This is a genomic window from Pseudomonas sp. TWR2-1-1 (genome assembly GCF_049897045.1).
GTDB classification, from domain to species: domain Bacteria; phylum Pseudomonadota; class Gammaproteobacteria; order Pseudomonadales; family Pseudomonadaceae; genus Aquipseudomonas; species Aquipseudomonas versuta.
In genome coordinates this window covers 606,774-628,964 of record NZ_JAFCVM010000001.1, presented here as the reverse complement: position 1 = coordinate 628,964, position 22,191 = coordinate 606,774, and the positions used below count along the sequence as shown (strand labels likewise).

At 56.5% G+C, this 22,191-nt stretch carries 20 protein-coding genes; 15 read left to right on the top strand and 5 right to left on the bottom strand.

The window, feature by feature from the left end; genetic code table 11:
• Positions 1–38: 38 nt before the first annotated feature.
• Together rapA and ACP7BO_RS03000 are read left to right on the top strand one after the other, a co-directional pair.
• A complete protein-coding gene (rapA, locus tag ACP7BO_RS03005; protein ID WP_397455888.1) occupies positions 39–2,885 on the top strand; it encodes an RNA polymerase-associated protein RapA in 2,847 nt (948 codons plus the stop codon).
• A 278-nt stretch (positions 2,886–3,163) separates the two neighbouring features.
• Positions 3,164–5,368: a putative bifunctional diguanylate cyclase/phosphodiesterase gene (locus ACP7BO_RS03000; protein WP_426208545.1), complete on the top strand. Its 2,205-nt coding sequence runs from the start codon at positions 3,164–3,166 to the stop codon at positions 5,366–5,368.
• A gap of 151 nt (positions 5,369–5,519) precedes the next feature.
• Here the strand turns inward: ACP7BO_RS03000 and ACP7BO_RS02995 are convergent, their stop codons facing one another.
• On the bottom strand, positions 5,520–5,825 hold the full coding sequence (locus tag ACP7BO_RS02995) for a DUF2288 domain-containing protein (protein WP_060696847.1): 306 nt from the start codon (positions 5,823–5,825) through the stop codon (positions 5,520–5,522).
• A 356-nt stretch (positions 5,826–6,181) separates the two neighbouring features.
• Between ACP7BO_RS02995 and ACP7BO_RS02990 the strand changes: the two genes are divergently transcribed.
• The 9 genes from ACP7BO_RS02990 (at position 6,182) to ACP7BO_RS02950 (ending at position 13,926) form a co-directional block, all read left to right on the top strand.
• A complete protein-coding gene (locus ACP7BO_RS02990) occupies positions 6,182–7,321 on the top strand; it encodes a branched-chain amino acid ABC transporter substrate-binding protein (RefSeq protein WP_269465023.1) in 1,140 nt (379 codons plus the stop codon).
• A 249-nt stretch (positions 7,322–7,570) separates the two neighbouring features.
• Positions 7,571–8,494, top strand: coding sequence for a high-affinity branched-chain amino acid ABC transporter permease LivH (gene livH, locus ACP7BO_RS02985; protein ID WP_003443109.1), 924 nt, complete (start codon positions 7,571–7,573; stop codon positions 8,492–8,494).
• On the top strand, positions 8,491–9,747 hold the full coding sequence (locus ACP7BO_RS02980; protein ID WP_426208543.1) for a high-affinity branched-chain amino acid ABC transporter permease LivM: 1,257 nt from the start codon (positions 8,491–8,493) through the stop codon (positions 9,745–9,747). Before livH ends, ACP7BO_RS02980 begins: the two co-directional genes overlap by 4 nt.
• Positions 9,744–10,511 (top strand): high-affinity branched-chain amino acid ABC transporter ATP-binding protein LivG, encoded by a 768-nt coding sequence (livG, locus tag ACP7BO_RS02975; RefSeq protein ID WP_003443113.1) that lies wholly within the window; start codon positions 9,744–9,746, stop codon positions 10,509–10,511. The genes ACP7BO_RS02980 and livG overlap by 4 nt, the downstream gene beginning before the upstream one ends.
• The gene (locus ACP7BO_RS02970; protein WP_060690927.1) at positions 10,512–11,213 is read left to right on the top strand and encodes an ABC transporter ATP-binding protein; all 702 of its coding nucleotides are present in this window, start codon (positions 10,512–10,514) and stop codon (positions 11,211–11,213) included.
• Between the two features lie 239 nt (positions 11,214–11,452).
• Complete coding sequence (locus ACP7BO_RS02965) at positions 11,453–11,755, top strand: BufA1 family periplasmic bufferin-type metallophore (RefSeq protein WP_060690926.1); 303 nt, start codon at positions 11,453–11,455, stop codon at positions 11,753–11,755.
• A gap of 22 nt (positions 11,756–11,777) precedes the next feature.
• On the top strand, positions 11,778–12,656 hold the full coding sequence (locus tag ACP7BO_RS02960; protein ID WP_426208541.1) for a DUF692 domain-containing protein: 879 nt from the start codon (positions 11,778–11,780) through the stop codon (positions 12,654–12,656).
• Positions 12,653–13,426 (top strand): putative DNA-binding domain-containing protein, encoded by a 774-nt coding sequence (locus ACP7BO_RS02955; protein WP_426208539.1) that lies wholly within the window; start codon positions 12,653–12,655, stop codon positions 13,424–13,426. The genes ACP7BO_RS02960 and ACP7BO_RS02955 overlap by 4 nt, the downstream gene beginning before the upstream one ends.
• Positions 13,423–13,926 (top strand): DoxX family protein, encoded by a 504-nt coding sequence (locus ACP7BO_RS02950; protein WP_426208537.1) that lies wholly within the window; start codon positions 13,423–13,425, stop codon positions 13,924–13,926. Before ACP7BO_RS02955 ends, ACP7BO_RS02950 begins: the two co-directional genes overlap by 4 nt.
• On the opposite strand, the gene ACP7BO_RS02945 is transcribed toward ACP7BO_RS02950, so the two are convergent.
• Positions 13,923–14,831, bottom strand: a complete 909-nt coding sequence (locus ACP7BO_RS02945) for a LysR family transcriptional regulator (RefSeq protein ID WP_426208535.1) — start codon at positions 14,829–14,831, stop codon at positions 13,923–13,925. The two genes, ACP7BO_RS02950 and ACP7BO_RS02945, sit on opposite strands and share 4 nt — an antisense overlap.
• A gap of 105 nt (positions 14,832–14,936) precedes the next feature.
• Here ACP7BO_RS02945 and ACP7BO_RS02940 point away from each other — a divergent pair, with 105 nt between their 5' ends.
• The 4 genes from ACP7BO_RS02940 to nhaA all read left to right on the top strand — a co-directional run bounded on the left by ACP7BO_RS02940 (position 14,937) and on the right by nhaA (position 19,495).
• The gene (locus ACP7BO_RS02940) at positions 14,937–15,536 is read left to right on the top strand and encodes a short chain dehydrogenase (protein WP_060690921.1); all 600 of its coding nucleotides are present in this window, start codon (positions 14,937–14,939) and stop codon (positions 15,534–15,536) included.
• A gap of 154 nt (positions 15,537–15,690) precedes the next feature.
• Complete coding sequence (locus ACP7BO_RS02935; protein ID WP_060696846.1) at positions 15,691–16,362, top strand: COG3650 family protein; 672 nt, start codon at positions 15,691–15,693, stop codon at positions 16,360–16,362.
• A gap of 100 nt (positions 16,363–16,462) precedes the next feature.
• Positions 16,463–18,073 (top strand): NAD(P)/FAD-dependent oxidoreductase, encoded by a 1,611-nt coding sequence (locus ACP7BO_RS02930; RefSeq protein ID WP_397455882.1) that lies wholly within the window; start codon positions 16,463–16,465, stop codon positions 18,071–18,073.
• A gap of 240 nt (positions 18,074–18,313) precedes the next feature.
• On the top strand, positions 18,314–19,495 hold the full coding sequence (gene nhaA / locus ACP7BO_RS02925) for a Na+/H+ antiporter NhaA (protein ID WP_397455881.1): 1,182 nt from the start codon (positions 18,314–18,316) through the stop codon (positions 19,493–19,495).
• A 144-nt stretch (positions 19,496–19,639) separates the two neighbouring features.
• On the opposite strand, the gene ACP7BO_RS02920 is transcribed toward nhaA, so the two are convergent.
• The 3 genes from ACP7BO_RS02920 to ACP7BO_RS02910 form a co-directional block, all read right to left on the bottom strand.
• The gene (locus ACP7BO_RS02920; protein ID WP_003443142.1) at positions 19,640–20,104 is read right to left on the bottom strand and encodes a glycine zipper 2TM domain-containing protein; all 465 of its coding nucleotides are present in this window, start codon (positions 20,102–20,104) and stop codon (positions 19,640–19,642) included.
• Between the two features lie 190 nt (positions 20,105–20,294).
• Complete coding sequence (gene pdxH, locus ACP7BO_RS02915; RefSeq protein ID WP_426208531.1) at positions 20,295–20,942, bottom strand: pyridoxamine 5'-phosphate oxidase; 648 nt, start codon at positions 20,940–20,942, stop codon at positions 20,295–20,297.
• A gap of 23 nt (positions 20,943–20,965) precedes the next feature.
• On the bottom strand, positions 20,966–22,105 hold the full coding sequence (locus ACP7BO_RS02910) for an OmpA family protein (protein ID WP_060690917.1): 1,140 nt from the start codon (positions 22,103–22,105) through the stop codon (positions 20,966–20,968).
• Positions 22,106–22,191: the final 86 nt, after the last annotated feature.

Sequence of the window (22,191 nt, the reverse complement as noted above, 5' to 3'; positions counted from 1 at the left end):
TAATATACTCGGCTTTTTCGAAGCGGGAGTCAGGCAGCATGGCGCAGCAGTATCAACCGGGGCAACGCTGGATTAGTGACAGCGAAGCAGAGCTAGGTTTAGGCACCGTTCTGGCACAGGACGGTCGCTTGTTAACCGTGCTCTATCCGGCCACTGGCGAAACCCGCCAATATTCGCTGCGCAACGCACCGCTCACGCGCGTACGGTTCTCGCCGGGTGACACCATCATCCACTTCGAAGGCTGGAAGATGACGGTTCGCGAAGTCGACGATGCCGACGGCCTGATGGTTTACCACGGGCTTAACGAGCAAAACGAGCCTGTAACCCTGCCAGAAACCCAGCTGTCGAACTTCATCCAGTTCCGCCTGGCCAGTGACCGTCTGTTCGCAGGTCAGATCGACCCGCTGTCCTGGTTCTCGTTGCGTTATCACACCCTCGAACACACCAGCCGCCAGCTGCAATCGCCACTATGGGGTTTGGGCGGCGTTCGGGCGCAACCCATTGCCCACCAATTGCACATTGCCCGCGAAGTGGCCGACCGTATCGCGCCACGGGTCTTGCTGGCTGACGAAGTAGGTTTGGGTAAAACCATCGAAGCCGGCCTGGTGATTCACCGCCAATTGCTCAGCGGCCGCGCCAGTCGCGTACTGATCGTGGTGCCGGAGAACCTGCAGCACCAATGGCTGGTAGAGATGCGCCGGCGTTTCAACCTTGAAGTCGCACTATTTGACGAAGAGCGCTTCATCGAAAGCGATGCCAGCAACCCGTTTGAAGATACCCAACTGGCGCTGGTTGCGCTGGAATGGCTGGTAGACGACACCAAGGCTCAAGACGCGCTGTTTGCAGCAGATTGGGACTTGCTGGTGGTCGACGAAGCGCATCACCTGGTGTGGCACGAAGATCAGGTCAGCCCTGAGTACGCCTTGATTGAGCAGCTTGCAGAAGTGATCCCGGGCGTACTGCTGCTGACTGCAACTCCGGAGCAACTAGGCCAGGACAGCCACTTCGCCCGTTTGCGCCTGCTCGACCCCAACCGCTTCCACGATCTGGCCGCTTTCCGTGCCGAGAGCGAGAACTATCGTCCGGTTGCTCAGGCTGTACAGGAACTGCTGGATAAAGGCCGCCTGTCACCTGAAGCACACAAAACCATTCACGGCTTCCTCGGCGCCGAGGGTGATACCTTGCTGGCCGCCGTTAACGACGGTGATGCTCAAGCCAGCGCACGTCTGGTACGCGAACTGCTCGACCGCCATGGCACCGGCCGCGTCCTGTTCCGTAACACCCGCGCAGCCATTCAGGGCTTCCCGGAGCGCAAGCTGCATGCCTACCCGCTGCCGTGCCCGGACGAATACCTTGAGTTGCCACTGGGCGAACATGCCGAGCTCTACCCCGAAGTCAGCTTCCAGGCCCAGCCGGACGCCAGCGAAGAAGAACGCTGGTGGCGCTTTGACCCCCGGGTCGAGTGGCTTACCGACACACTGAAGATGCTCAAACGCACGAAAGTGCTGGTGATCTGTGCCCACGCTGAGACCGCTATGGATCTGGAAGACGCCCTGCGCGTACGTTCCGGCATTCCTGCAACGGTCTTCCACGAAGGCATGAATATTCTCGAGCGCGATCGTGCAGCAGCCTACTTCGCTGATGAAGAGTTCGGTGCCCAGGTGCTGATCTGCTCGGAAATCGGCAGTGAAGGTCGCAACTTCCAGTTTGCTCATCATTTGGTACTGTTCGATCTGCCGTCCCACCCGGACTTGCTCGAACAGCGGATCGGCCGTCTGGACCGGATCGGCCAGAAGCACGTTATCGAAGTCCATGTGCCGTACCTTGAGACCAGCCCGCAACAGCGCCTGTTCCAGTGGTACCACGAAGCGCTGAACGCCTTCCTCAATACCTGCCCGACCGGCAACGCACTGCAACACAAGTTTGGTCCACGCCTGCTGCCGTTGCTTGAAGCAGCGGACGATGAAGAGTGGCAAGCATTGATCGACGAGGCCCGTGCCGAGCGTGAACGTCTCGAGCAGGAACTGCACACTGGCCGCGACCGTTTGCTGGAGCTGAACTCCGGTGGTTCGGGCGAAGGCGAAGCACTGGTCGAAGCGATCCTTGAACAAGATGATCAATTCACCTTGCCGATCTACATGGAAACCCTGTTCAACGCCTTTGGCATCGACAGCGAAGACCATTCGGAAAACGCCCTGATCCTCAAACCGAGCGAGAAAATGCTCGACGCCAGCTTCCCGCTTGGCGACGACGAAGGCGTGACCATCACCTACGACCGCAACCAGGCGCTGTCGCGCGAAGACATGCAGTTCATCACCTGGGAACACCCCATGGTGCAAGGCGGCATGGATCTGGTTTTGTCGGGGTCGATGGGCAACACCGCGGTCGCACTGATTAAAAACAAGGCACTCAAGCCCGGGACCGTACTGCTCGAGCTGATTTACGTCAGCGAAGTGGTTGCCCCGCGGGCGCTGCAATTGGGCCGTTACCTGCCGCCTGCCGCCCTGCGCTGCCTGCTCGATGCCAACGGCAACGACCTGTCATCACGGGTGGCTTTCGAAACCCTGAACGAACAGCTGGAAAGCGTGCCTCGCGCCAGCGCCAACAAGTTCATTCAGGCGCAGCGTGACAACCTCACGCCGAAGATCAACGCCGGTGAAGCCAAGATTGCGCCACGCCACGCAGAACGTGTGGCCGAAGCACAGCGCCGCCTGGCCGCCGACACAGAAGAAGAACTGGCACGCCTGACCGCCCTGCAAGCGGTTAACCCGAGCGTGCGTGACAGCGAACTGGTTGCCTTGCGCAAGCAACGCGAACAAAGCCTGGCCATGCTTGAGAAAGCGGCCCTGCGCCTTGAAGCAATTCGTGTATTGGTCGCTGGCTGATTGAAAAACCCGCTTGCGCAACGCAAGCGGGTTTATTAACGCTTCAATCCCTGTGTAGCGATAGCATCGCCACTCAACGTGCTTAAGCCTTGTGATCGTTACTGCGAGACGGGGCTTATGCGGATATAACGTTAACGGGAATAACGACTGTTCCCCTAATAACAAAATGATAAGCATCATCTTGCCATCACTGCTGCACCCTAAAATCCAGCTTCTATACTTGAGACCGAGCTAGCGCCTGACGACTAGCAAATCTGGACTCAGTGCCGAGGCGCGCGATGGAATGGCTGGGCTTGCAGTTTTTTGCTCCGCACCTGGATAACGGACAACAACTGCTTAACAGCAGTCATAACCCGTATTTGGTATTTCTCGCTTGGCTGGTGGCCTGTGCAGCTGTTTTAGCTGTACTGCACATGGTTGAACGTGCCGCCAATGGCGAAAAAACAGTCGCCAAAAACGTATGGCGATGGCTTGGGGCCAGCTGCCTGGCGGGCGGTATCTGGGCCATGCACTTCATCAGTATGCTGGCGTTTGAATCCCGGTCCGAGACTCACTACGACCTTGGCATCACCATCGTCTCGCTGCTCGTTGCATGGATTGGCGCCCTGATTGCCATGCAAATCCTCAATCGCCCAGCGTCCACCCGTACTCGGCTGCAACTCTCGGCGCTGGTTTTTGGGGTGGGTATTTGCAGCATGCACTATGTCGGCATGTCGGCCATGCATTCCAACCATCTGACGCATTACCAACCGCTATTGATCGCTCTTTCATTGCTGACGGCAATCGCGGCAAGCTATGGCGCGCTGTTGATGACCTCTTGCCTGCGTTCAGCCAGTGGCGTGTCCCACCAGCTTTGCATCGGCGCCATCAGCGTTGTTGCAGGCGCCGCTCTGATGGGCGTGCACTTCATCGGCATGTGGGGGATGCACCTCTACTCGCCGACTGGAGAAACCAGCCAGGTGCTGATTGAAAACAACCACTGGCAATTGGCCTTGATGGTGGCCCTGATCAGCCTGTTACTGATTGGCTGCAGCATCAGCGCAGCGCTGGTGGACAAGAAACTGCAGCACAAAGAGCATGACCTGAAACGGGTCAACGCCCTGCTCTCCCAGCTTGATCAGGCCCGTATGTCCTTGCAGCAAGTAGCGCATTACGACCCATTGACCAACCTGATCAACCGGCGCGGCTTTAACCAGATCTTTGCCGAAAAGCTGATTGAACACACCGCACAGAACGGCAAGCTGGCGGTGATGTTTCTCGACATCGATCACTTCAAGCGCATCAACGACAGCCTGGGCCACGATGCCGGGGACCAGCTGCTCAAGACCATCGCAACTCAAATCAAAAGCGCCACCCGCAGCCATGATGATGTGGTCGCACGATTCGGCGGCGATGAGTTCTGCATTTTGGTCGGCCTCAAACACCGTGATGAAGCACAGACCATGGCCCAGCGCATCATGCACAAACTCAAGGAGCCTATCGAATTGGCCGGCAGACGCATGGTAATGACCACCAGCATCGGTATCAGCGTATTTCCGGACGATGGCACCACCAGCACCGAATTGCTCAAACACGCGGATCTGGCGCTCTACCAATCCAAAGGTAATGGTCGTAACGGCCTGACCTTTTTTAGCTCGAACCTGAAAGCCCGTGCGTCACTGGAACTTCAGTTAGAGGAAGAACTGCGTAATGCGCTAGTGGATGGTGCTGGATTACTTGTGCATTACCAGCCCATCTTTGATCTTAAAACGGGCCGCGTCGCCAAGCTCGAAGCCTTGGTCCGCTGGCAGCATCCCGAGCATGGCTTGCTCGCCCCGGACCGTTTTATCGGTATCGCCGAAGCCAACGGACTTATCGCCGAACTGGATCACTGGGTGTTACGCAAAGCCTGCCAGGACCTGGCCGCCTTATCCCACTTGGGCTGGCAGCAACTAGGGGTCGCGGTAAATTGCTCGGCACTGAATCTTGGACGAGTAGAGCTGGCCGACGAAATTGAAAATGCCCTGCGAACATCCGGCATTGCCCCGTATCGACTGGAACTGGAAGTCACAGAAAACGCACTGATGGGTAATATCAACACTACCTCGCAACTGCTTCGTCAAATCCGCGCCCTTGGCGTATCGCTGTCAATTGATGACTTCGGCACCGGGTATTCATCCCTCGCCTATTTAAAGCGCTTGCCTCTCAACACGTTAAAAATCGATCGTTCATTTATTCAGGAAGTCCCGGCCTCCAGCCAGGACATGGAAATCGTCCAGGCCATTATCGTCATGGCCCATACACTGCATTTACAGGTCGTTACCGAAGGGGTTGAGACCCATCAGCAATTCGAATTCCTGAGCCAGTACGGCTGCGACTATATCCAGGGTTTCCTGCTAAGCCGCCCGGTGCCTTTTGAGGCCCTGCACGAGTTGCTAGAGGAGCTGAACCGGCGCCCGCTGTCTGAGCCCGGTTACGCGACACTTCAACTTTCGGGCCAGTAGGTCAGGGGCTGTCTGCAGACAAAAAAAAGCCACAGCGCAGACTGTGGCTTTTCTCTACGGCAACTGGCCACTATGCCGGGGCGAGTTACTGCCCTACACACTCACGGCCGAAATCAGCCAGGGCTAAAACGCTCTTATTTGGTGCGCGAAATTAATTTCCTGCCCTTTCCTGGACCATAACCCAAGGCGAAACAACCACTGCCCACAACTGCGGGTCACGTTCAAGAACGTCTAGCGCCTGCGCCTCAGTCATCTTGCCAAGCACTCCGGATGCCATCCAGCCGGCCACTTTCTCTGCATCATCCTGAGTCACCGCCTGCGCCGCTTCGATCAGGTCCAGTGCAGGATCAACCCACAACAGATCGCCTTTGGCGAAGAACGGCTGCAACGCTTGCCATTCAATTGTTGAGGTCTCGCCAAGCAGCTTGGCATAGAGGGTGCTAGGTTCTTGGTTCATGGGATTCACCTGGTAAAAAATCGGCGCAATGATAGCGCCGCTCACCCGGTAGAAAAACCCGAATAAAGGTACAGGCGCCAAGAAAGCGGAAGGAGACAAGGACAGCAAGGCTGAGCTGGCAACATTCTGATAAAAAACATCAGTATATTCCGCCGCCATTCTGTCTCTTTCTTTCGTTTAGGCGACATTTCCTGCTTTTTCCCTCGGATACACGCTATTCAAGCGCTAAACCGGCGCTCTACACTGTACCGGTACAGTTGCAGGGGGGATTGGCCGGGAATTTCGCTAGAAAACACCCGGTCCGGCTGCCTTGGCTTCCAGGACTATAAAAATTACAACAGAAGAGTGGAGCACCAATAGAGATGGCTACTAAGCAAATTACCAAATTGTTTGCCGCTATGGTTTTGGCCGGGGTTGCCAGCCATTCGTTTGCAGCAGACACCATCAAGATCGGTATTGCGGGCCCTAAAACCGGCCCTGTAACTCAGTATGGCGACATGCAGTTTACCGGCGCCAAACAAGCTATCGCAGACATCAACGCCAAAGGCGGAGTAGACGTCGACGGCAAAAAGCTCCTGCTTGAAGCCAAAGAATACGACGATGCCTGCGATCCAAAACAAGCGGTTGCCGTAGCCAACAAAATCGTCAACGACGGCGTCAAATTTGTAGTCGGTCACCTGTGCTCCAGCTCCACCCAGCCTCCTTCGGACATCTACGAAGACGAAGGCATCATCATGATTACCCCCGCCGCTACCGCGCCGGAAATCACCGCCCGTGGTTACAAGAACATCTTCCGCACCATCGGTCTGGATAGCGCTCAAGGCCCTGCAGCCGGTAACTACATCGCCGATCACGTCAAACCGAAAGTTGTCGCTGTCCTGCACGACAAGCAGCAGTACGGTGAAGGCATCGCCACCGCTGTAAAACAGACTCTGGAAAAGAAAGGCGTCAAAGTCGCTGTCTTCGAAGGCGTCAATGCTGGCGATAAAGACTTCGCTGCCGTCATTGCCAAACTCAAGCAGGCCAATGTCGACTTCGTTTACTACGGCGGCTACCACCCTGAGCTGGGCCTGATCCTGCGCCAGGCCAAGGAAAAAGGCCTGAACGCCAAGTTCATGGGCCCGGAAGGTGTGGGTAACGACTCCATCTCGCAAATCGCCCAAGGCGCTTCCGAAGGTTTGCTGGTGACCCTGCCACAAGCATTCGACCAACAGCCTGAAAACAAGGCACTGGTAGCGAAGTTCGTCGCAGACAAAAAAGACCCGACTGGTCCGTTTGTATTCCCTGCCTACACCGCAGTTGAAGTCATTGCCCAGGGTATTGAACAAGCCAAAAGCGAAGACACTGCAAAAGTGGCCAAAGCCATCCATGACGGGACATTCAAGACCCCGATGGGCGACCTGACCTTTGATGACAAAGGCGACCTGAAGAACTTCAAGTTCGTGGTCTATGAATGGCACTTCGGCAAGCCTAAAACAGAGGTTAGCCCTCAGTAAGTAGCGGTTCTTGATCTGATAACAAAGCCCACTGCGCAAGCAGTGGGCTTTGTTTTACGAACCTTAGGTTCACAGAAAAGGGGCCGCACTTTCGTGATCCGAAAGTCTGCCCACCTGAAAATCTTTAAAACCGTCACCAGCGGTTCGCTGGCAGAAGACTTGCGCTCAAAGCGGGTAAAAACCCCTGCAGCCCAGGCCGGAAAATGACTCCACCAGTGAAATGCGTCTCAGGTTTTTAGGAGCTTTGTAATGCCTGACATCTATCACTTCTTCCAAATGCTGGTTAACGGCCTCAACGTTGGCAGCACGTATGCCCTGATCGCCATCGGCTATACGATGGTCTACGGCATTATTGGAATGATCAACTTCGCCCACGGCGAGGTGTACATGATTGGTTCCTATATTGCGTTTATCGCCATCGCCGGCCTGACCATGATGGGTCTGGACAGCGTGCCATTACTGCTGACCGGGGCGTTTATCGCCAGCATCGTGGTCACCAGTGCATATGGCTACAGCATTGAACGGGTGGCTTACCGTCCTCTGCGTGGCAGTAATCGCCTGATCCCCTTGATTTCTGCCATCGGCATGTCGATCTTCCTGCAAAACATGGTGCTGTTGTCCCAAGACTCGAAAGACAAATCGATCCCTAACCTGATCCCTGGCGGTTTCACATTCGGTCCGGGGGGGGCTAGCGAAGTCGTTGTCTCCTACATGCAAATCGTCGTCTTCGTCGTCACTCTCCTGGCAATGCTCGGCCTGACCCTGTTCATCTCCCGTTCACGCCTGGGTCGCGCCTGCCGCGCCTGCGCCGAAGACATGAAGATGGCCAACCTGCTGGGCATCAACACCAACAACGTGATTGCCCTGACGTTTGTGATCGGCGCCGCACTGGCAGCCGTTGCAGCCGTACTGATCAGTGTGCAGTACGGTGTGATCAACCCCGGTTCAGGCTTCCTTGTGGGGCTTAAAGCCTTCACTGCTGCAGTATTGGGCGGGATCGGCAGTATCCCCGGCGCAATGCTCGGTGGGCTGGTGCTCGGTGTGGCTGAAGCCTTTGGTGCCGATATTTTTGGCGACCAGTACAAAGACGTGGTGGCTTTCGGCCTTCTCGTATTGGTACTGCTGTTCCGTCCGACCGGCATTCTGGGACGTCCGGAGATTGAAAAAGTATGACTAGAAATCTTAAATCGGCGTTCTTCAGCGCCCTGTTGGTCTGGGCCGTCGCCTACCCGGTACTCGGTCTGAAACTGACTATCGTCGGGATCAACATCGAAGTTCACAACACCAGCACCTTTACGCTGAGCGTGATCGCGATCTGTTCGCTGCTGATGTTTGTGCGCGTGTTGTTCAACCAGCAACTGAGCGAGGCGTGGAAGGCTTCGCCCAACATGCCAAAAGTACCGTCCAAAGCCACTGAGTTCCTGACCCTGCCCAGCACACAACGCTGGATCATTCTCGGTCTGGTGGTCGTTGCCCTGATCTGGCCGTTCTATGGTTCACGGGGTGCAGTAGACATTGCCACGCTGATCCTGATCTACGTGATGCTGGGCCTTGGCCTGAACATCGTGGTTGGCCTGGCCGGCCTGCTCGACCTGGGTTACGTGGGCTTCTATGCCGTGGGTGCCTACACCTATGCATTGCTGGCGCACTACTTCGGCCTGAGCTTCTGGATCTGCTTGCCGCTGGCCGGCTTGATGGCTGCCACTTTTGGCTTCCTGCTTGGCTTCCCGGTCTTGCGCCTGCGCGGTGACTATCTGGCCATCGTGACCCTGGGCTTTGGTGAAATCATCCGTCTGTTCCTGCGTAACCTGACAGACATCACCGGCGGGCCAAACGGCATCAGCAACATTCCGAAGCCGACGCTCTTCGGCCTGAGCTTCGACAGAACCGCAGCCGAAGGCGTGCAGACGTTTCACGAATACTTTGGCATCGCTTACAACTCGATCAACAAGGTGATTTTCCTTTACCTGATCGCGCTGGTACTGGTGCTTATCGTACTGTTCGTGATCAACCGTCTGCTGCGCATGCCGATCGGTCGTGCGTGGGAAGCCCTGCGTGAAGACGAAATTGCCTGCCGTGCGCTGGGCTTGAATCCGACCATCATCAAGCTTTCGGCCTTTACCCTGGGTGCCACCTTTGCAGGCTTTGCCGGCAGTTTCTTTGCCGCTCGCCAGGGCCTGGTGACCCCGGAGTCGTTCACCTTCCTCGAGTCGGCGATCATTCTGGCCATCGTGGTATTGGGGGGCATGGGCTCGCAACTGGGCGTGATTCTGGCTGCCGTGGTCATGATCCTGCTGCCGGAAATGATGCGTGATTTCAGTGAGTACCGGATGCTGTTGTTCGGCGCCCTGATGGTGCTGATGATGATCTGGCGTCCACAAGGACTGCTGCCAATGCAACGTCCTCATCTGGAGCTGCGAAAATGAGCCGCGAGATACTGAAAGTCAGTGGCCTGTGCATGCGCTTCGGCGGCTTGTTGGCGGTGAACGGCGTTGCGCTGACCGTCAAGGAAAAACAGGTAGTGTCAATGATCGGCCCTAACGGCGCCGGCAAAACCACGGTGTTCAACTGCCTGACCGGTTTCTACAAGCCATCGTCGGGCAGCATCCTGCTGGATGGCGAACCCATTGAAGGGCTGGCAGGTCATGAAATTGCCCGCAAGGGCGTAGTGCGCACCTTCCAGAACGTGCGCCTGTTCAAGGACATGACCGCGGTTGAAAACCTGTTGATTGCCCAGCATCGCCACCTCAACACCAACTTCCTGGCAGGCCTGTTCAAAACCCCGGCGTTCCGTAAAAGCGAGCGCGATGCCATGGACTACGCAGCGTATTGGCTGGACAAGGTCAACCTGACCGAGTTTGCCAACCGCCCGGCGGGGACCCTTGCCTACGGCCAGCAACGACGCCTGGAAATCGCCCGCTGCATGATGACGCGTCCGCGCATCCTCATGCTCGACGAACCTGCAGCCGGGCTTAACCCCAAAGAAACCGAAGACCTCAAGGCGCTGATCAGCGTTTTGCGCAACGAGCACAACGCCACGGTGCTGTTGATTGAACACGACATGAAACTGGTCATGAGCATTTCTGACCATATCGTGGTGATCAATCAGGGCACACCTTTGGCCGACGGGACCCCGGAGCAGATCCGCGATAACCCTGAAGTGATCAAAGCCTATCTGGGGGAAGCGTAAATGCTGCAATTTGAAAACGTCTCTACCTTCTACGGCAAGATCCAGGCGCTGCACGGCGTGAATGTCGAGGTGCGTCAGGGCGAGATCGTGACCCTGATCGGTGCCAACGGCGCGGGTAAATCGACCTTGATGATGACTCTGTGCGGCTCGCCCCAGGCACACAGCGGCAGCATCCGCTACCTGGGCGAAGAGCTGGTCGGGTTGAGCTCTGCGCAAATCATGCGCAAAAGCATTGCCGTGGTGCCGGAAGGTCGGCGGGTATTTGCCCGTCTGACCGTGGAAGAAAACCTCGCCATGGGCGGGTTCTTTACTGAGAAGCACGAATATCAGGAGCAAATGGACAAGGTCTTGCACCTGTTCCCGCGCCTGAAGGAACGCTTCAACCAAAGGGGTGGCACCATGTCCGGTGGCGAGCAGCAAATGCTTGCGATTGGCCGGGCGCTAATGAGTAAGCCCAAGTTGTTGTTGCTAGACGAGCCATCACTGGGGCTTGCCCCGATCATCATTCAGCAGATTTTCGATATTATTGAACAACTGCGCGATGAGGGCGTGACCGTGTTTCTGGTGGAACAAAACGCCAATCAGGCGCTGAAAATTGCTGACCGCGCCTACGTGCTGGAAAACGGCCGTGTAGTGATGCAAGGCACCGGAGAGCAATTGCTCAACGATCCAAAAGTACGTGATGCCTATCTGGGCGGCTGATACTGCCTGCGACATGGAACGGCCCTTCGGGGCCGTTTTTAATTGGCGTTAACGAAGGCTGCATGGCTCCACGTGGGCTGTCATCCCTTCGGTTCGCGTGTCACCACCGAAGATCAACAACCCTTGATAAATCGAAATTTTATTTAGTCGCCTGTAACAAACCCCCGCCTCCCCTCTCTAGTGGAATAAGCCGGCAGCAATCCGCTGCAGCCTTACCAAATCCCCCCTGGAGATTCACCATGAACAACAACACCAGCCGCACTCTTTGCACCGCTGCCCTGGCTCTCGCACTTGGTTCTGCCTTGACTGTTGCCGCTTTGCCCGCCCGGGCTGCGGGTGATATGGATAAGTGTTTCGGGGTTGCCTTGAAAGGCCAAAACGATTGTGCAGCAGGTGCTGGCACCACCTGCGCGGGCACCGCTAAAACCGACTACCAGGCTAATGCCTGGAAACTCGTCCCCAAAGGTACCTGCAATAAAACCGCCAGCAGTACCTCACCTACCGGCTTCGGCCAACTGACAGCCTTCACGGCCAAATCCTGATCTCCTCCCTTGAGTCCTGATGATGAACAGTTCAACTGCTTCGCTCATCGCGCCTCATTCGCCCCTGCTCCCGCCGCGTGCGGGGCTGGGGCTCAAGGCCGAACACTTTAAGGAAGTACTGCAGACCCTGCCTGACGTCGGGTTCTTTGAAGTACATGCCGAAAACTACATGGTGGCAGGAGGCCCTTTTCATCATTATCTGGGTCTGATCAGTGAGCGCTACCCGTTGTCCATCCATGGAGTCGGCCTGTCAATTGGCAGCGAAACCCCACTCAATATTGAGCACCTGCAACGTTTGAAAACATTGCTTGCGCGCTACCAGCCCAAGATGTTTTCAGAACACCTGGCCTGGTCCAGCCACGGGCCGTACTTTCTCAACGACTTACTGCCTTTACGCTATGACGCGAGCACGCTAGAGCGAGTCTGCAACCATATAGACCAGGTGCAAAACACACTACAGCGCCAAATACTGCTCGAAAATCCCGCGACCTATATCGAGTTCGACCAAGCTCATTTCGACGAAGCCAGCTTTATTCACGAAGTCATTACCCGTAGTGGCTGTGGCCTGTTACTGGATGTGAACAATGTCTACGTTACCTGCGTAAACCATGGCCGCGATCCCTTGGCCTACATCAACGCACTGCCCTTGCACGCGGTGAGCGAGCTTCATCTGGCTGGTTTTGCAGAAGATGTCGATAAATCCGGACAGCGCTTGTTGATCGACAGTCATGGAGCACCCGTCGACCAAGCTGTGTGGGCGCTGTATCAACAGGTGCTGGAATGTATTGGCCCTGTGGCTACTTTGATCGAGCGCGACAATCAACTGCCCGTGTTCAGCGAGCTCCTTGCGCAAGCCCGGCTCGCTGACAGTTACCTGCTGACGGCTCAGGTGCAGCCATGAAACTACAAGAAGTATTCAGCTCAGCCGTACTTGACTCGCAACAGCCATGCCCCGGAGGGGTGGTATCCCGTAACGGGCACGTTGAGAGCCGTTTCGCGGTGTATCGCAACAATGTTCAAAGAGGGTTAATCAATGCGCTGGCATTCAGCTACCCCGTTGTGTCCATGCTGGTGGGCAAAGATTTTTTCCAGGAAATGGCACGCTTATTCATTAAACACAGCCCGCCCGACAATCCGGTCATGAGTACCTACGGCATCCGCTTGGCCGACTTCATTAGCAATTTTGCTCCCGCCAGTAGCCTGCCCTACCTGGCCGATATCGCACGTCTGGAACGTTTGTGCGTGGACGCCTATCACGCAGCAGACGCCAGCGCAGTGAACCCGCAGGCACTGGCGCAGATGCTCCACGTTCCAGAAAGTCTCGAGCAATTGCACCTGCAACTGCACCCCAGCGTAGCAACCCTGGACTCCCCTTACGCCGTAGCCGACTTATGGGCCACACATCAAAGCGAAGGGCAGTGCCATGGATTTGACCTGAACCTCCCACAAAGCACGGTGGTGCTGCGTTACGGATTGTCCGTAGAGGTGTTTGCAGTCAGACCGGGTTACACGGCCTTTATCAACCATCTGCAGGGCGGTTATGCCTTGGGGCCTGCTGCTGAACACGCCCTGCACGTCGATCCTTATTTTGACTTGAGCAAGGCCCTGGCGCTGCTGATTGCACATGGCGCCATCACTGATTTATCCCTGCCCCCAGAGATTTCGCCATGAACACCACCGCCGCAACTTCATGCTTGCTACGCCGTGGGGTCGAGTATGCAGTTGGACTCATGAAACGCATCCCCCAAAGTTTGATAGCTTTTATCGCCCGCTTTTCCATTGCCGCCGTATTCTGGAAATCAGGCCAGACCAAAGTCGAAGGTTTTTCTATCGATTTGGTTGGCGGCACGTTTCAGTTCGGCATCCCGCACTTGGCCGGATCCACGGTGTACCTGTTCCACAACGAATACCCGCTTCCACTGCTGTCTCCTGAGGTGGCTGCATATGCAGCGACTGTCAGCGAACACCTGTTCCCGGTGCTGATCCTGCTGGGTTTCGCTACCCGCTTTTCGGCGCTGGCCCTGCTAGGGATGACGCTGACCATTCAGTTTTTCGTCTACCCCGATGCTTACCCGACCCACGGCACCTGGATCGCAATTCTTTTGTATCTGATGGCCAGAGGTCCGGGCACGCTCTCAATTGACCATCTGATTGCCCGGCGCTTTTGCTAAAGCAGGTCTATTGCCTCACCGCTACGCCGGAACCAGCCCACTAGATAATCGGCCAGAACCTGCGTGCGTCTGGGCAGCCCGCCCTGATAAGGGTGCACCAAATACATCGGATTGCTTCGGGTTTGATAATCGCGCAGCAGCCCGCGTAAACGCCCATCCGCCAATTCGGCCTGGAGCATGTAAGAAGGCAGGCGGGCGATACCCGCACCTATCACGGCGGCCTTTTTCAGCAGACTGTAATGATTACTGGCAAACGGCCCCGATACCCGCACCCGATGCAGCTCATGCTGGCGGTGGTACAGCCACTCCTCGCGACCACTGTAATGACTGTTGAGCAAACACTGATGCTCGACCAATTGCTGCGGCGTACTCGGCTCGCCGTGTTGCTCAAGGTAGGCAGGGCTGGCGCAAGTGATCTCGTGCCAGTTCAGAACGGGCTTGGCCACCAGCCGCTCGTGATTGCCCACTTGTGAGCGGATAGCCAGGTCAAAGCCGTCCCGGGCCATATCGCGATAGCTGTTATTGAGTTCAAGTTCAATCTGCACCTGCGGGTAATCGCGGGAGAACTCCAGCAGCAGTGCATCAAAAAACGTTTCGCCCAGCGACACGGGTACGGTCATACGCACCGGGCCCGCCATGTCGTCCTTGAGCCGGGCCAGCGCCTGACGTGCATGCTCCACCTGTACCACCAGCGCCCGGGCTTGTGGCAATAACGCAGAACCGGCGGCGGTCAAGCTCAGGCGCCTGGTGGTGCGGTGCAGCAACACCACCGAAAACTGGGCTTCAAGCTGGCTGATACGTTTGGACAACTGCCCCTTGCTACAGCCCAACTGCTGCGCCGCCAACGTAAAACTACCGGCATCGATCAACACTGCGAACGCCGCCAGGTCATCCATTTCGCTCATCGATTGTTTCCATATGAAAACCAAAGGTTGCCTATTAGTGCGCTTATCGCTTTAAAAAACCAGCACTAGACTCAACCCACACCTCATCACTGTAGGAACTTGGGAATGAAGATTCTGTTGATCGGCGCAACGGGCACCATTGGTTCAGCCATTGATCGCGAGTTGTCACCCCGCCATGAAATCGTGCGTGTTGGCCGCAAAAGTGGCGATTTTCAGGTGGATATCAGCGACAGCGCCTCGATTCGAAACCTGTTTGAACAAACCGGGCGTTTCGACGCCCTGATCTGCGCGGCAGGCAACGTCAACTTCGTCGCACTGGGCGAGATGAGCGAAAAGGACTTCGCCCTGGGCTTGCAGGACAAACTGATGGGCCAGGTCAATTTGCTGCTGATCGGTCGTGAATTTGCTAACGACGGCGCTTCGTTCACCTTTACCAGCGGCGTCATCAACCGCGAGCCGATTCGCACTGGCAGCTCGGCAGCTCTGGTGAACGCCGCGCTGGATGGATTCGTAAAAGCCGCAGCCATCGAACTGCCACGCGGGCTGCGGGTGAACTCGGTGAGTCCTACCGTGCTGACCGAAGCCATGGGGAAATATGCGCCGTACTTCCGTGGATTCAAGTCGGTAGCCGCGGCGGACGTTGCATTGGCCTACGCCAAAAGTGTCGAAGGCCTGCACACAGGACAAACCTATCAGGTGGGTTGACCGACGAGTCCCCTCCGGCAGGAACGAGCTTTGCCGATCAAAAGATTGCGGGCAAGCTCGCTACGGCAGGAAGTCCCCGGCCAAAAAAAAGATCGCCCCTTGTGCGGCACTTCGCGCCTAAGTAACGTGGCGGCACTAGTCAGGAGTCTCAATGATGCGTGCTGCTCGTTCCTTGGTTTTGTTCGCTCTGCTGCCCGTTTTCGCGGGCTGCCAAATGTTCAACAGTAAACCCGCTGACAGCAACGCCGGCTTGACACGCTTGCAGGGAGAGCTGGTCTCGGCCAATGGCCAGCTGGTTTTTCAACCGTGCGTCGGACAACAGCGCTATGTGGTGCGTGACAGCGCCAGCACTACGCTGGTGCAAGACGCTGCGGATATGCCTGACAAGCCAGGCAAGTTGTTCGCCGACATTCGCGGCAGCTTTACCAGCGCCAAAGTGCCCGGCACTGATGGCGAAGTTCAGTTGCAACAACTGTATCGCCTGGAGCGCAGCAGCTCAGCCTGCCAGGACCCCAACTTCAAACAAATGACGGTACACGCCAACGGTAACGGTCCCGCTTGGGAAGTTCAGGCAGGTGCCAAGGGCATGATGCTCAAACGCGATGGCCAGCCTGAACTGGCCCTGCCTTTTGTTGAAGAACAAGTCGGTAACGGTCGCTTTTCCCTGTCCACAGAGGCCAACAATCAACACATCGAACTGTGGGTGGCCCCTCAACGTTGCACTGACAGCGCCAACGGCAGCATCCAGCACCTGGGTGCAGAACTTCGGGTCAATGGTCAGGTACAGCGTGGTTGTGGTTACTTCGGTGGCGCACGTAACGACTAAACGACGAATGTTGCTGACGGTCTGACCTCCAGGCAGCTTATAATCGCCGGTTCGCGTTAAGGCTGCCGGGGTTTGCCTGGCCCCTATATTGGACACTGTCATGTTACGAATTACCGAACTCAAGTTGCCGATCGACCATCCCGAAGAAGACCTGCGCCCTGCCATCCTGCAGCGCCTGGGCATCGCCAGCGATGACCTGCTCGATTTCACCTTGTTCAAGCGCAGCTACGATGCGCGCAAAAAAACCTCCGAATTGTGCTTCATCTACACCATCGATCTGAGCGTGCGCGACGAAGCGCCACTGTTGATCAAGTTCTCGGATGATCGCAACGTCAATCCTGCGCCGGACATCAGCTACAAAGTGGTCGGACAGGCCCCCCAAGACCTGAACGAACGCCCGATTGTGGTCGGCTTTGGACCCTGCGGTATTTTTGCTGGATTGCTGCTGGCACAAATGGGCTTCAAGCCGATCATTCTTGAGCGCGGCACTGAAGTTCGCCAGCGCACAAAAGACACTTGGGGCCTATGGCGCAAAAACGTCCTGAACCCGGAGTCAAACGTGCAGTTTGGCGAAGGCGGTGCCGGTACGTTCTCGGACGGCAAGCTCTACAGCCAGATCAAAGACCCGAAACACCATGGTCGCAAGGTGCTGCACGAGTTTGTCAAAGCCGGTGCGCCAGAAGAAATCCTCTATGTCAGCAAACCGCACATCGGGACGTTCCGTCTGACCGGCGTCGTCGAAAACATGCGCCAGCAAATTGAGGCGCTTGGCGGTGAGGTGCGTTTTCAACAGCGCGTGACCGACGTTTTGATCGATGACGGACAATTGACCGGTGTGGTGCTGGCCGATGGCGAGCAACTGAAATCACGCCACGTGATCATGGCCCTGGGCCACAGCGCCCGTGACACATTCCGCATGCTCCACGACCGTGGTGTGTACATGGAGGCCAAACCTTTCTCGGTGGGTTTCCGTATCGAACACCCGCAATCGTTGATCGATAGCGCACGCCTGGGCAAATACGCCGGTCACCCGAAACTGGGTGCCGCCGATTACAAACTGGTCCATCACGCCAAAAACGGCCGCTCGGTCTACAGCTTCTGCATGTGCCCGGGCGGCACCGTAGTCGCAGCCACCAGCGAACCTGGCCGCGTCGTGACCAACGGCATGAGCCAGTACTCGCGTAATGAACGCAATGCCAACTCAGGCATCGTGGTCGGCATTACCCCCGAGGACTATCCGGGTGGACCATTGGCCGGTATCGAGTTGCAAGAGCGTCTGGAGGCTCACGCCTATGTGTTAGGCGGCAGCAACTACGAAGCACCGGCGCAATTGGTTGGCGACTTTATTGCCGGCAAGCCGTCGACGGCACTGGGCAGTGTTGAACCTTCCTACAAGCCGGGCGTGTCCCTGGGTGATTTGGCCCTGGCGTTGCCGGACTACGCCATTGAAGCCATCCGCGAAGCCTTGCCGGCCTTCGAGAAACAGATCAAAGGTTTCTCGATGCATGACGCGATCCTCACCGGGATCGAAACTCGCACGTCATCGCCACTGCGCATGACCCGCGACGGGTCGATGCAGAGCCTGAATGTCAAAGGGCTGTTCCCGGCTGGCGAAGGCGCAGGTTATGCCGGTGGAATTCTATCGGCTGGTGTGGATGGCATCCGCATTGCCGAAGCAGTGGCCCGCGATATTCTCGGTATCGAAGCCTGATCTTTTAGCCGCTGCTGGCTGGTCTTGTACCTTCAGGCAGCGGCTACAGACTTTGATTCGCATGACACTCCTGCAGTCTGTTCTGACTCGATACGCTCTGTTTGACACGCAACTGCTAGGCTCCTTGTCGATGTGAGATCAAAAGGTTGTTTATTACAAAAGCTAATATGGCTTTTGTAGTAATAACCATGCTCACAATTTAGGGTATTGCCCCCTATAACCACCCGATGGAGAGCCCCCTTGCTTCTGCGTAGCACTTTCACTCGTTTCTTTCAGTTGGAAGCTGCCAGCGGTCTGTTATTGATTGCGGCTGCGGCTCTGGCATTAATCATCAACAACTCACCGCTGTCCCACTACTACACAGCCTTCCTTGACGTGCCGGTGGCCGTGCAGATCGGTGCCTTGCAGATCGCCAAACCTTCGCTGCTGTGGATCAACGATGGTCTGATGGCCTTGTTCTTCCTGCTGATTGGCCTGGAGGTCAAACGCGAATTGCTCGATGGACAACTGTCCAGGCCTTCCCAGGTGATACTGCCCGGCGCAGCCGCCATCGGCGGCATGGTAGTGCCCGCACTGATCTACTGGTACATCAATAAAGACTTCCCGGACGCCCATGGCGGCTGGGCAATCCCCATGGCCACTGACATAGCCTTCGCCCTGGGCGTACTGGCCCTGCTTGGCAAGCGCGTCCCGGTGTCGCTCAAGCTGTTCCTGATGACCCTGGCGATCATTGATGATCTGGGCGCAATCATTGTGATTGCGGTGTTCTACTCCAGCGAGCTGTCAGGCGTTTCACTGATGCTGGCGGCTGCCTGTCTGGTGGTTTTGATCGCGATGAACCGCATGGGCGTGGTCAAGATCGCGCCGTACATGATTGTCGGATTGATCCTCTGGGTCTGCGTACTAAAAAGTGGCGTGCATGCCACTCTGGCGGGTGTGACCCTGGCCTTCTGTATCCCACTGCGGACACGGAACTCCGAACCATCCCCGTTGATGGGCATCGAGCATGCGCTGCACCCTTGGGTGGCTTACGGGATTTTGCCGTTATTTGCGTTCGCCAATGCCGGCGTGTCACTGACGGGCGTAAACCTGCACAGCTTTACTCACCATGTACCGATAGGGATCGCCGCAGGCTTGCTGATCGGGAAAACAGTGGGTGTGTTTGGCTTGACCTGGATCGTCATCAAAACCGGCCTTGCAGCATTACCCACAGGCGCTAACTGGGGCCAGTTATTTGGCGTAGCAATTCTGTGCGGTATAGGTTTCACCATGAGCCTGTTCGTGGGCTCGCTGGCATTTGTGTCGGGCAGTAGTGATTACGTGGGGATGGACCGTATGGGCATTCTGACCGGTTCAATTCTGGCAGCGCTGATTGGCTACGCAGTAACGGCATTCTTTAGCCGTAAGCAACAGGCTGCCTGATTGAGTGGAGTCCGCCTTGCCGACGATGAAACCGGCGCGTAGGTCAGGCTGGCAAACCAGTTCCCACCGGGATGTCATAGATAAATAAAAACCCCGGCCAGTTCGCACTGGCCGGGGTTTTGTTTTTAGCGCTGTTGCACAAACTTACTGGGTAACGCGGCTAGTACCGTCAACGGTCATGATGCGTACACGCTCGCCGGTACGGAACACCTGGTTCGGCTCGACTTGCTGTACATAGGCACGGGTGCTGCCGTCGTCTTCACGTACGGTGATTTCTACACCTTGGGTCTTGGTCAGGCCAGATTCGGCTGCCGAGCCCAGCAAGCCACCGGCTACTGCACCGATTACCGCGGTTACGATGCTGCCACGACCGCCGCCGATTGCGCTGCCGCCAACACCGCCGATAACTGCACCTGTTGCAGCACCGATTGGTGTCTTGGTGCCTTCAATCTGTACCGGGCGCAAGGCAACGATGGTGCCCATGCGAACGGTTTGTACACGGCGCGCTTCATCGCGCGAGTAGGTGTCGCCGGTCAAGCTTGAGGTGCAGCCGCCCAACAGAACTGTCATGGTCGAAAAAGCAGCAACTAACAGTACGGACTTACGCATAGAATCAACTCCAAAAGATCAGGGAAACATTAAACTCCGCTGCCGGGGGCCTGTCACCGCACGGCGCAGATAAACAGCCTTTCTTCAGCACCTGTACAGCCTGGACAGAACTGATAGCCATCTAAAAACTTCTGTAAAGGGTAGCGTGTAATTGCTGTTTTGCATTGCATGCCATCAGCCGCTGTCGAAGTTAGGGCGCCAACCGTTCACGGGTCCAGCGAGTACCATCAAAACGATAGTTAAGCCGGTCATGCAAACGGCTTGGGCGGCCTTGCCAGAACTCGATACGCTCGGGCAACAGCCGGTAGCCGCCCCAGTGTTCAGGGCAGTGTGGCTGGGTATCACTGAAGCGCAACTCTGTCGCTTCAAGCAGCTCGGCCAACGCTTCACGGTCAGCAATCACCTGACTTTGCGGCGAAGCCCAGGCACCAATCCGGCTACCCAAGGGGCGAACCTGATAGTAGGCATCGGACTCTTTAGCCGAAACCTTGACCACCCGGCCCTCGATACGCACCTGACGCTCCAGGGTTGGCCAGAAAAAGGTCATGGCAGCAAAAGGACGTGCTGCCAGTTGCTGCCCCTTGGCGCTGGTGTAGTTGGTGAAAAAGGTAAAACCCTGTTCATCCAGCCCTTTAAGCAAGAGCACCCGGCAGTGCGGGCGACCTTGCTCATCAACCGTTGCCAGGGTCATGGCATTGGCCTCGACCGGTGGCTGTTCGGTGCTCACCGCATCGTTGAACCACTGGTGAAACAGCGCGAAAGGCTCGCCCGGGGCCTGAGCCTCGGCCAGCCCGTCGCGGGTGTAATCACGGCGCATATCTGCCAGCGCTTGAGTCATGCCCCAATCCTTTCCTGAATCAATCAGTTCTTGGCCTGATCGTTAGCAACCACTTTTTTAGCGGTGTTCGCTTTGGCCACTACCGGTTTTTTGGCTGGAGCAGGCTTCGCTGCTTTTTTAGCCGGTGTGCCTTTTTTAGCGACAACCGATTTTTTGGCAGGAGCAGCGGATTTTTTGATAGCCGATGGCGCAACAGCCGGTTGCACCGCAACCAGATCTGCAGGGGACAAGGCAGGCTGGCTGTACTTGCTGACCAACGCGACCATGGTGGCTTGAGGCGTCATCAGGATTTCAACCCGGCGGTTCAGTGCACGACCTTCATTGCTGTCGTTAGCCGCACGTGGCATTACCGAACCCATGCCACGCAGGGTCAGGCGATTACTTTGCAAACCGCTCATACGGAAGATCGCCGCTACTGATTTGGCACGATCCAGGCTCAAGCGTGTATTGGCAGCCATGGCGCCAGTGGCATCCGCATGACCCAGTACCAGTACGGCAGTCTTGGGATCACCTTCAACCACTTTAGCGACACGGGTGAACGGGCCAAGCATGGATGGCATCAACAAATCCGGGCGCGTCGCCTTGAAAGAGCTGTCTGCCGAAGCCACGATTACCAGCAAGCTTTCGCGACGTTCCAGTTGCAGGTTGGTGTCCTTGATTGCTGCACGCAGGCGAGGTTCGTACTCGTCCAGCCAGGCCTGAGTGATTTTCGGGTCCGGCATTGGAATCACGCCGACCGTTGCGGCCTTGGTATCTTTGGCATCGCTACCAAACGGCCACCACCAGTTCTTGGTAGAGGCCGCAGCCGGAGCCACAACCGCGGCGGCCACAACTTTGTCTTTATCCGCCGGCGCATCTTTTTTGGCCGAGTCAGAACCAAATGGCCACCAGCTGGAACCGCTGTCTTTGGCTTCGGTCACGACTGGAGCACCAGCATGGGAAGCAGGAGCAGGCGCTGCGGCGACTTTGGCAGCCGGCGCAGTTACTTTAGTGTCTGCAGGCTTGGAAGGTGCGCTAACGCTTTTATCGGAAGGCGTCGACGCTTGGTCGGAAGAGCCCAGCTGCCACCATTTGTGGCCACCTGCGGCGTCATTCTGTGGAGTTTGTGCGCAACCGGTAATAGCCAGGCAAAGAGCCAGAGCGAGGGTCTTATTAGATGACATTGAATATCCACACAATGAATTAAGAATAAAAAGGCGCTATGCCCATATAAAAAAACGTATTGAACGCATAAAAGCTACAGGGTTCC

Bases quoted from the DNA above. Each gene is read 5' to 3' on its own strand.
- pdxH (WP_426208531.1), bottom strand. From the start codon at position 20,942: ATGACTCAAGCGCTGGCAGATATGCGCCGTGATTACACCCGCGACGGG.
- livG (WP_003443113.1), top strand. From the start codon at position 9,744: ATGAGCCGCGAGATACTGAAAGTCAGTGGCCTGTGCATGCGCTTCGGC.
- ACP7BO_RS02940 (WP_060690921.1), top strand. From the start codon at position 14,937: ATGAAGATTCTGTTGATCGGCGCAACGGGCACCATTGGTTCAGCCATT.
- ACP7BO_RS02935 (WP_060696846.1), top strand. From the start codon at position 15,691: ATGCGTGCTGCTCGTTCCTTGGTTTTGTTCGCTCTGCTGCCCGTTTTC.
- ACP7BO_RS02955 (WP_426208539.1), top strand. From the start codon at position 12,653: ATGAAACTACAAGAAGTATTCAGCTCAGCCGTACTTGACTCGCAACAG.
- ACP7BO_RS02945 (WP_426208535.1), bottom strand. From the start codon at position 14,831: ATGAGCGAAATGGATGACCTGGCGGCGTTCGCAGTGTTGATCGATGCC.
- livH (WP_003443109.1), top strand. From the start codon at position 7,571: ATGCCTGACATCTATCACTTCTTCCAAATGCTGGTTAACGGCCTCAAC.
- ACP7BO_RS03000 (WP_426208545.1), top strand. From the start codon at position 3,164: ATGGAATGGCTGGGCTTGCAGTTTTTTGCTCCGCACCTGGATAACGGA.
- ACP7BO_RS02930 (WP_397455882.1), top strand. From the start codon at position 16,463: ATGTTACGAATTACCGAACTCAAGTTGCCGATCGACCATCCCGAAGAA.
- ACP7BO_RS02960 (WP_426208541.1), top strand. From the start codon at position 11,778: ATGAACAGTTCAACTGCTTCGCTCATCGCGCCTCATTCGCCCCTGCTC.
- rapA (WP_397455888.1), top strand. From the start codon at position 39: ATGGCGCAGCAGTATCAACCGGGGCAACGCTGGATTAGTGACAGCGAA.
- ACP7BO_RS02995 (WP_060696847.1), bottom strand. From the start codon at position 5,825: ATGAACCAAGAACCTAGCACCCTCTATGCCAAGCTGCTTGGCGAGACC.
- ACP7BO_RS02920 (WP_003443142.1), bottom strand. From the start codon at position 20,104: ATGCGTAAGTCCGTACTGTTAGTTGCTGCTTTTTCGACCATGACAGTT.
- ACP7BO_RS02950 (WP_426208537.1), top strand. From the start codon at position 13,423: ATGAACACCACCGCCGCAACTTCATGCTTGCTACGCCGTGGGGTCGAG.
- ACP7BO_RS02965 (WP_060690926.1), top strand. From the start codon at position 11,453: ATGAACAACAACACCAGCCGCACTCTTTGCACCGCTGCCCTGGCTCTC.
- ACP7BO_RS02980 (WP_426208543.1), top strand. From the start codon at position 8,491: ATGACTAGAAATCTTAAATCGGCGTTCTTCAGCGCCCTGTTGGTCTGG.
- ACP7BO_RS02970 (WP_060690927.1), top strand. From the start codon at position 10,512: ATGCTGCAATTTGAAAACGTCTCTACCTTCTACGGCAAGATCCAGGCG.
- ACP7BO_RS02910 (WP_060690917.1), bottom strand. From the start codon at position 22,105: ATGTCATCTAATAAGACCCTCGCTCTGGCTCTTTGCCTGGCTATTACC.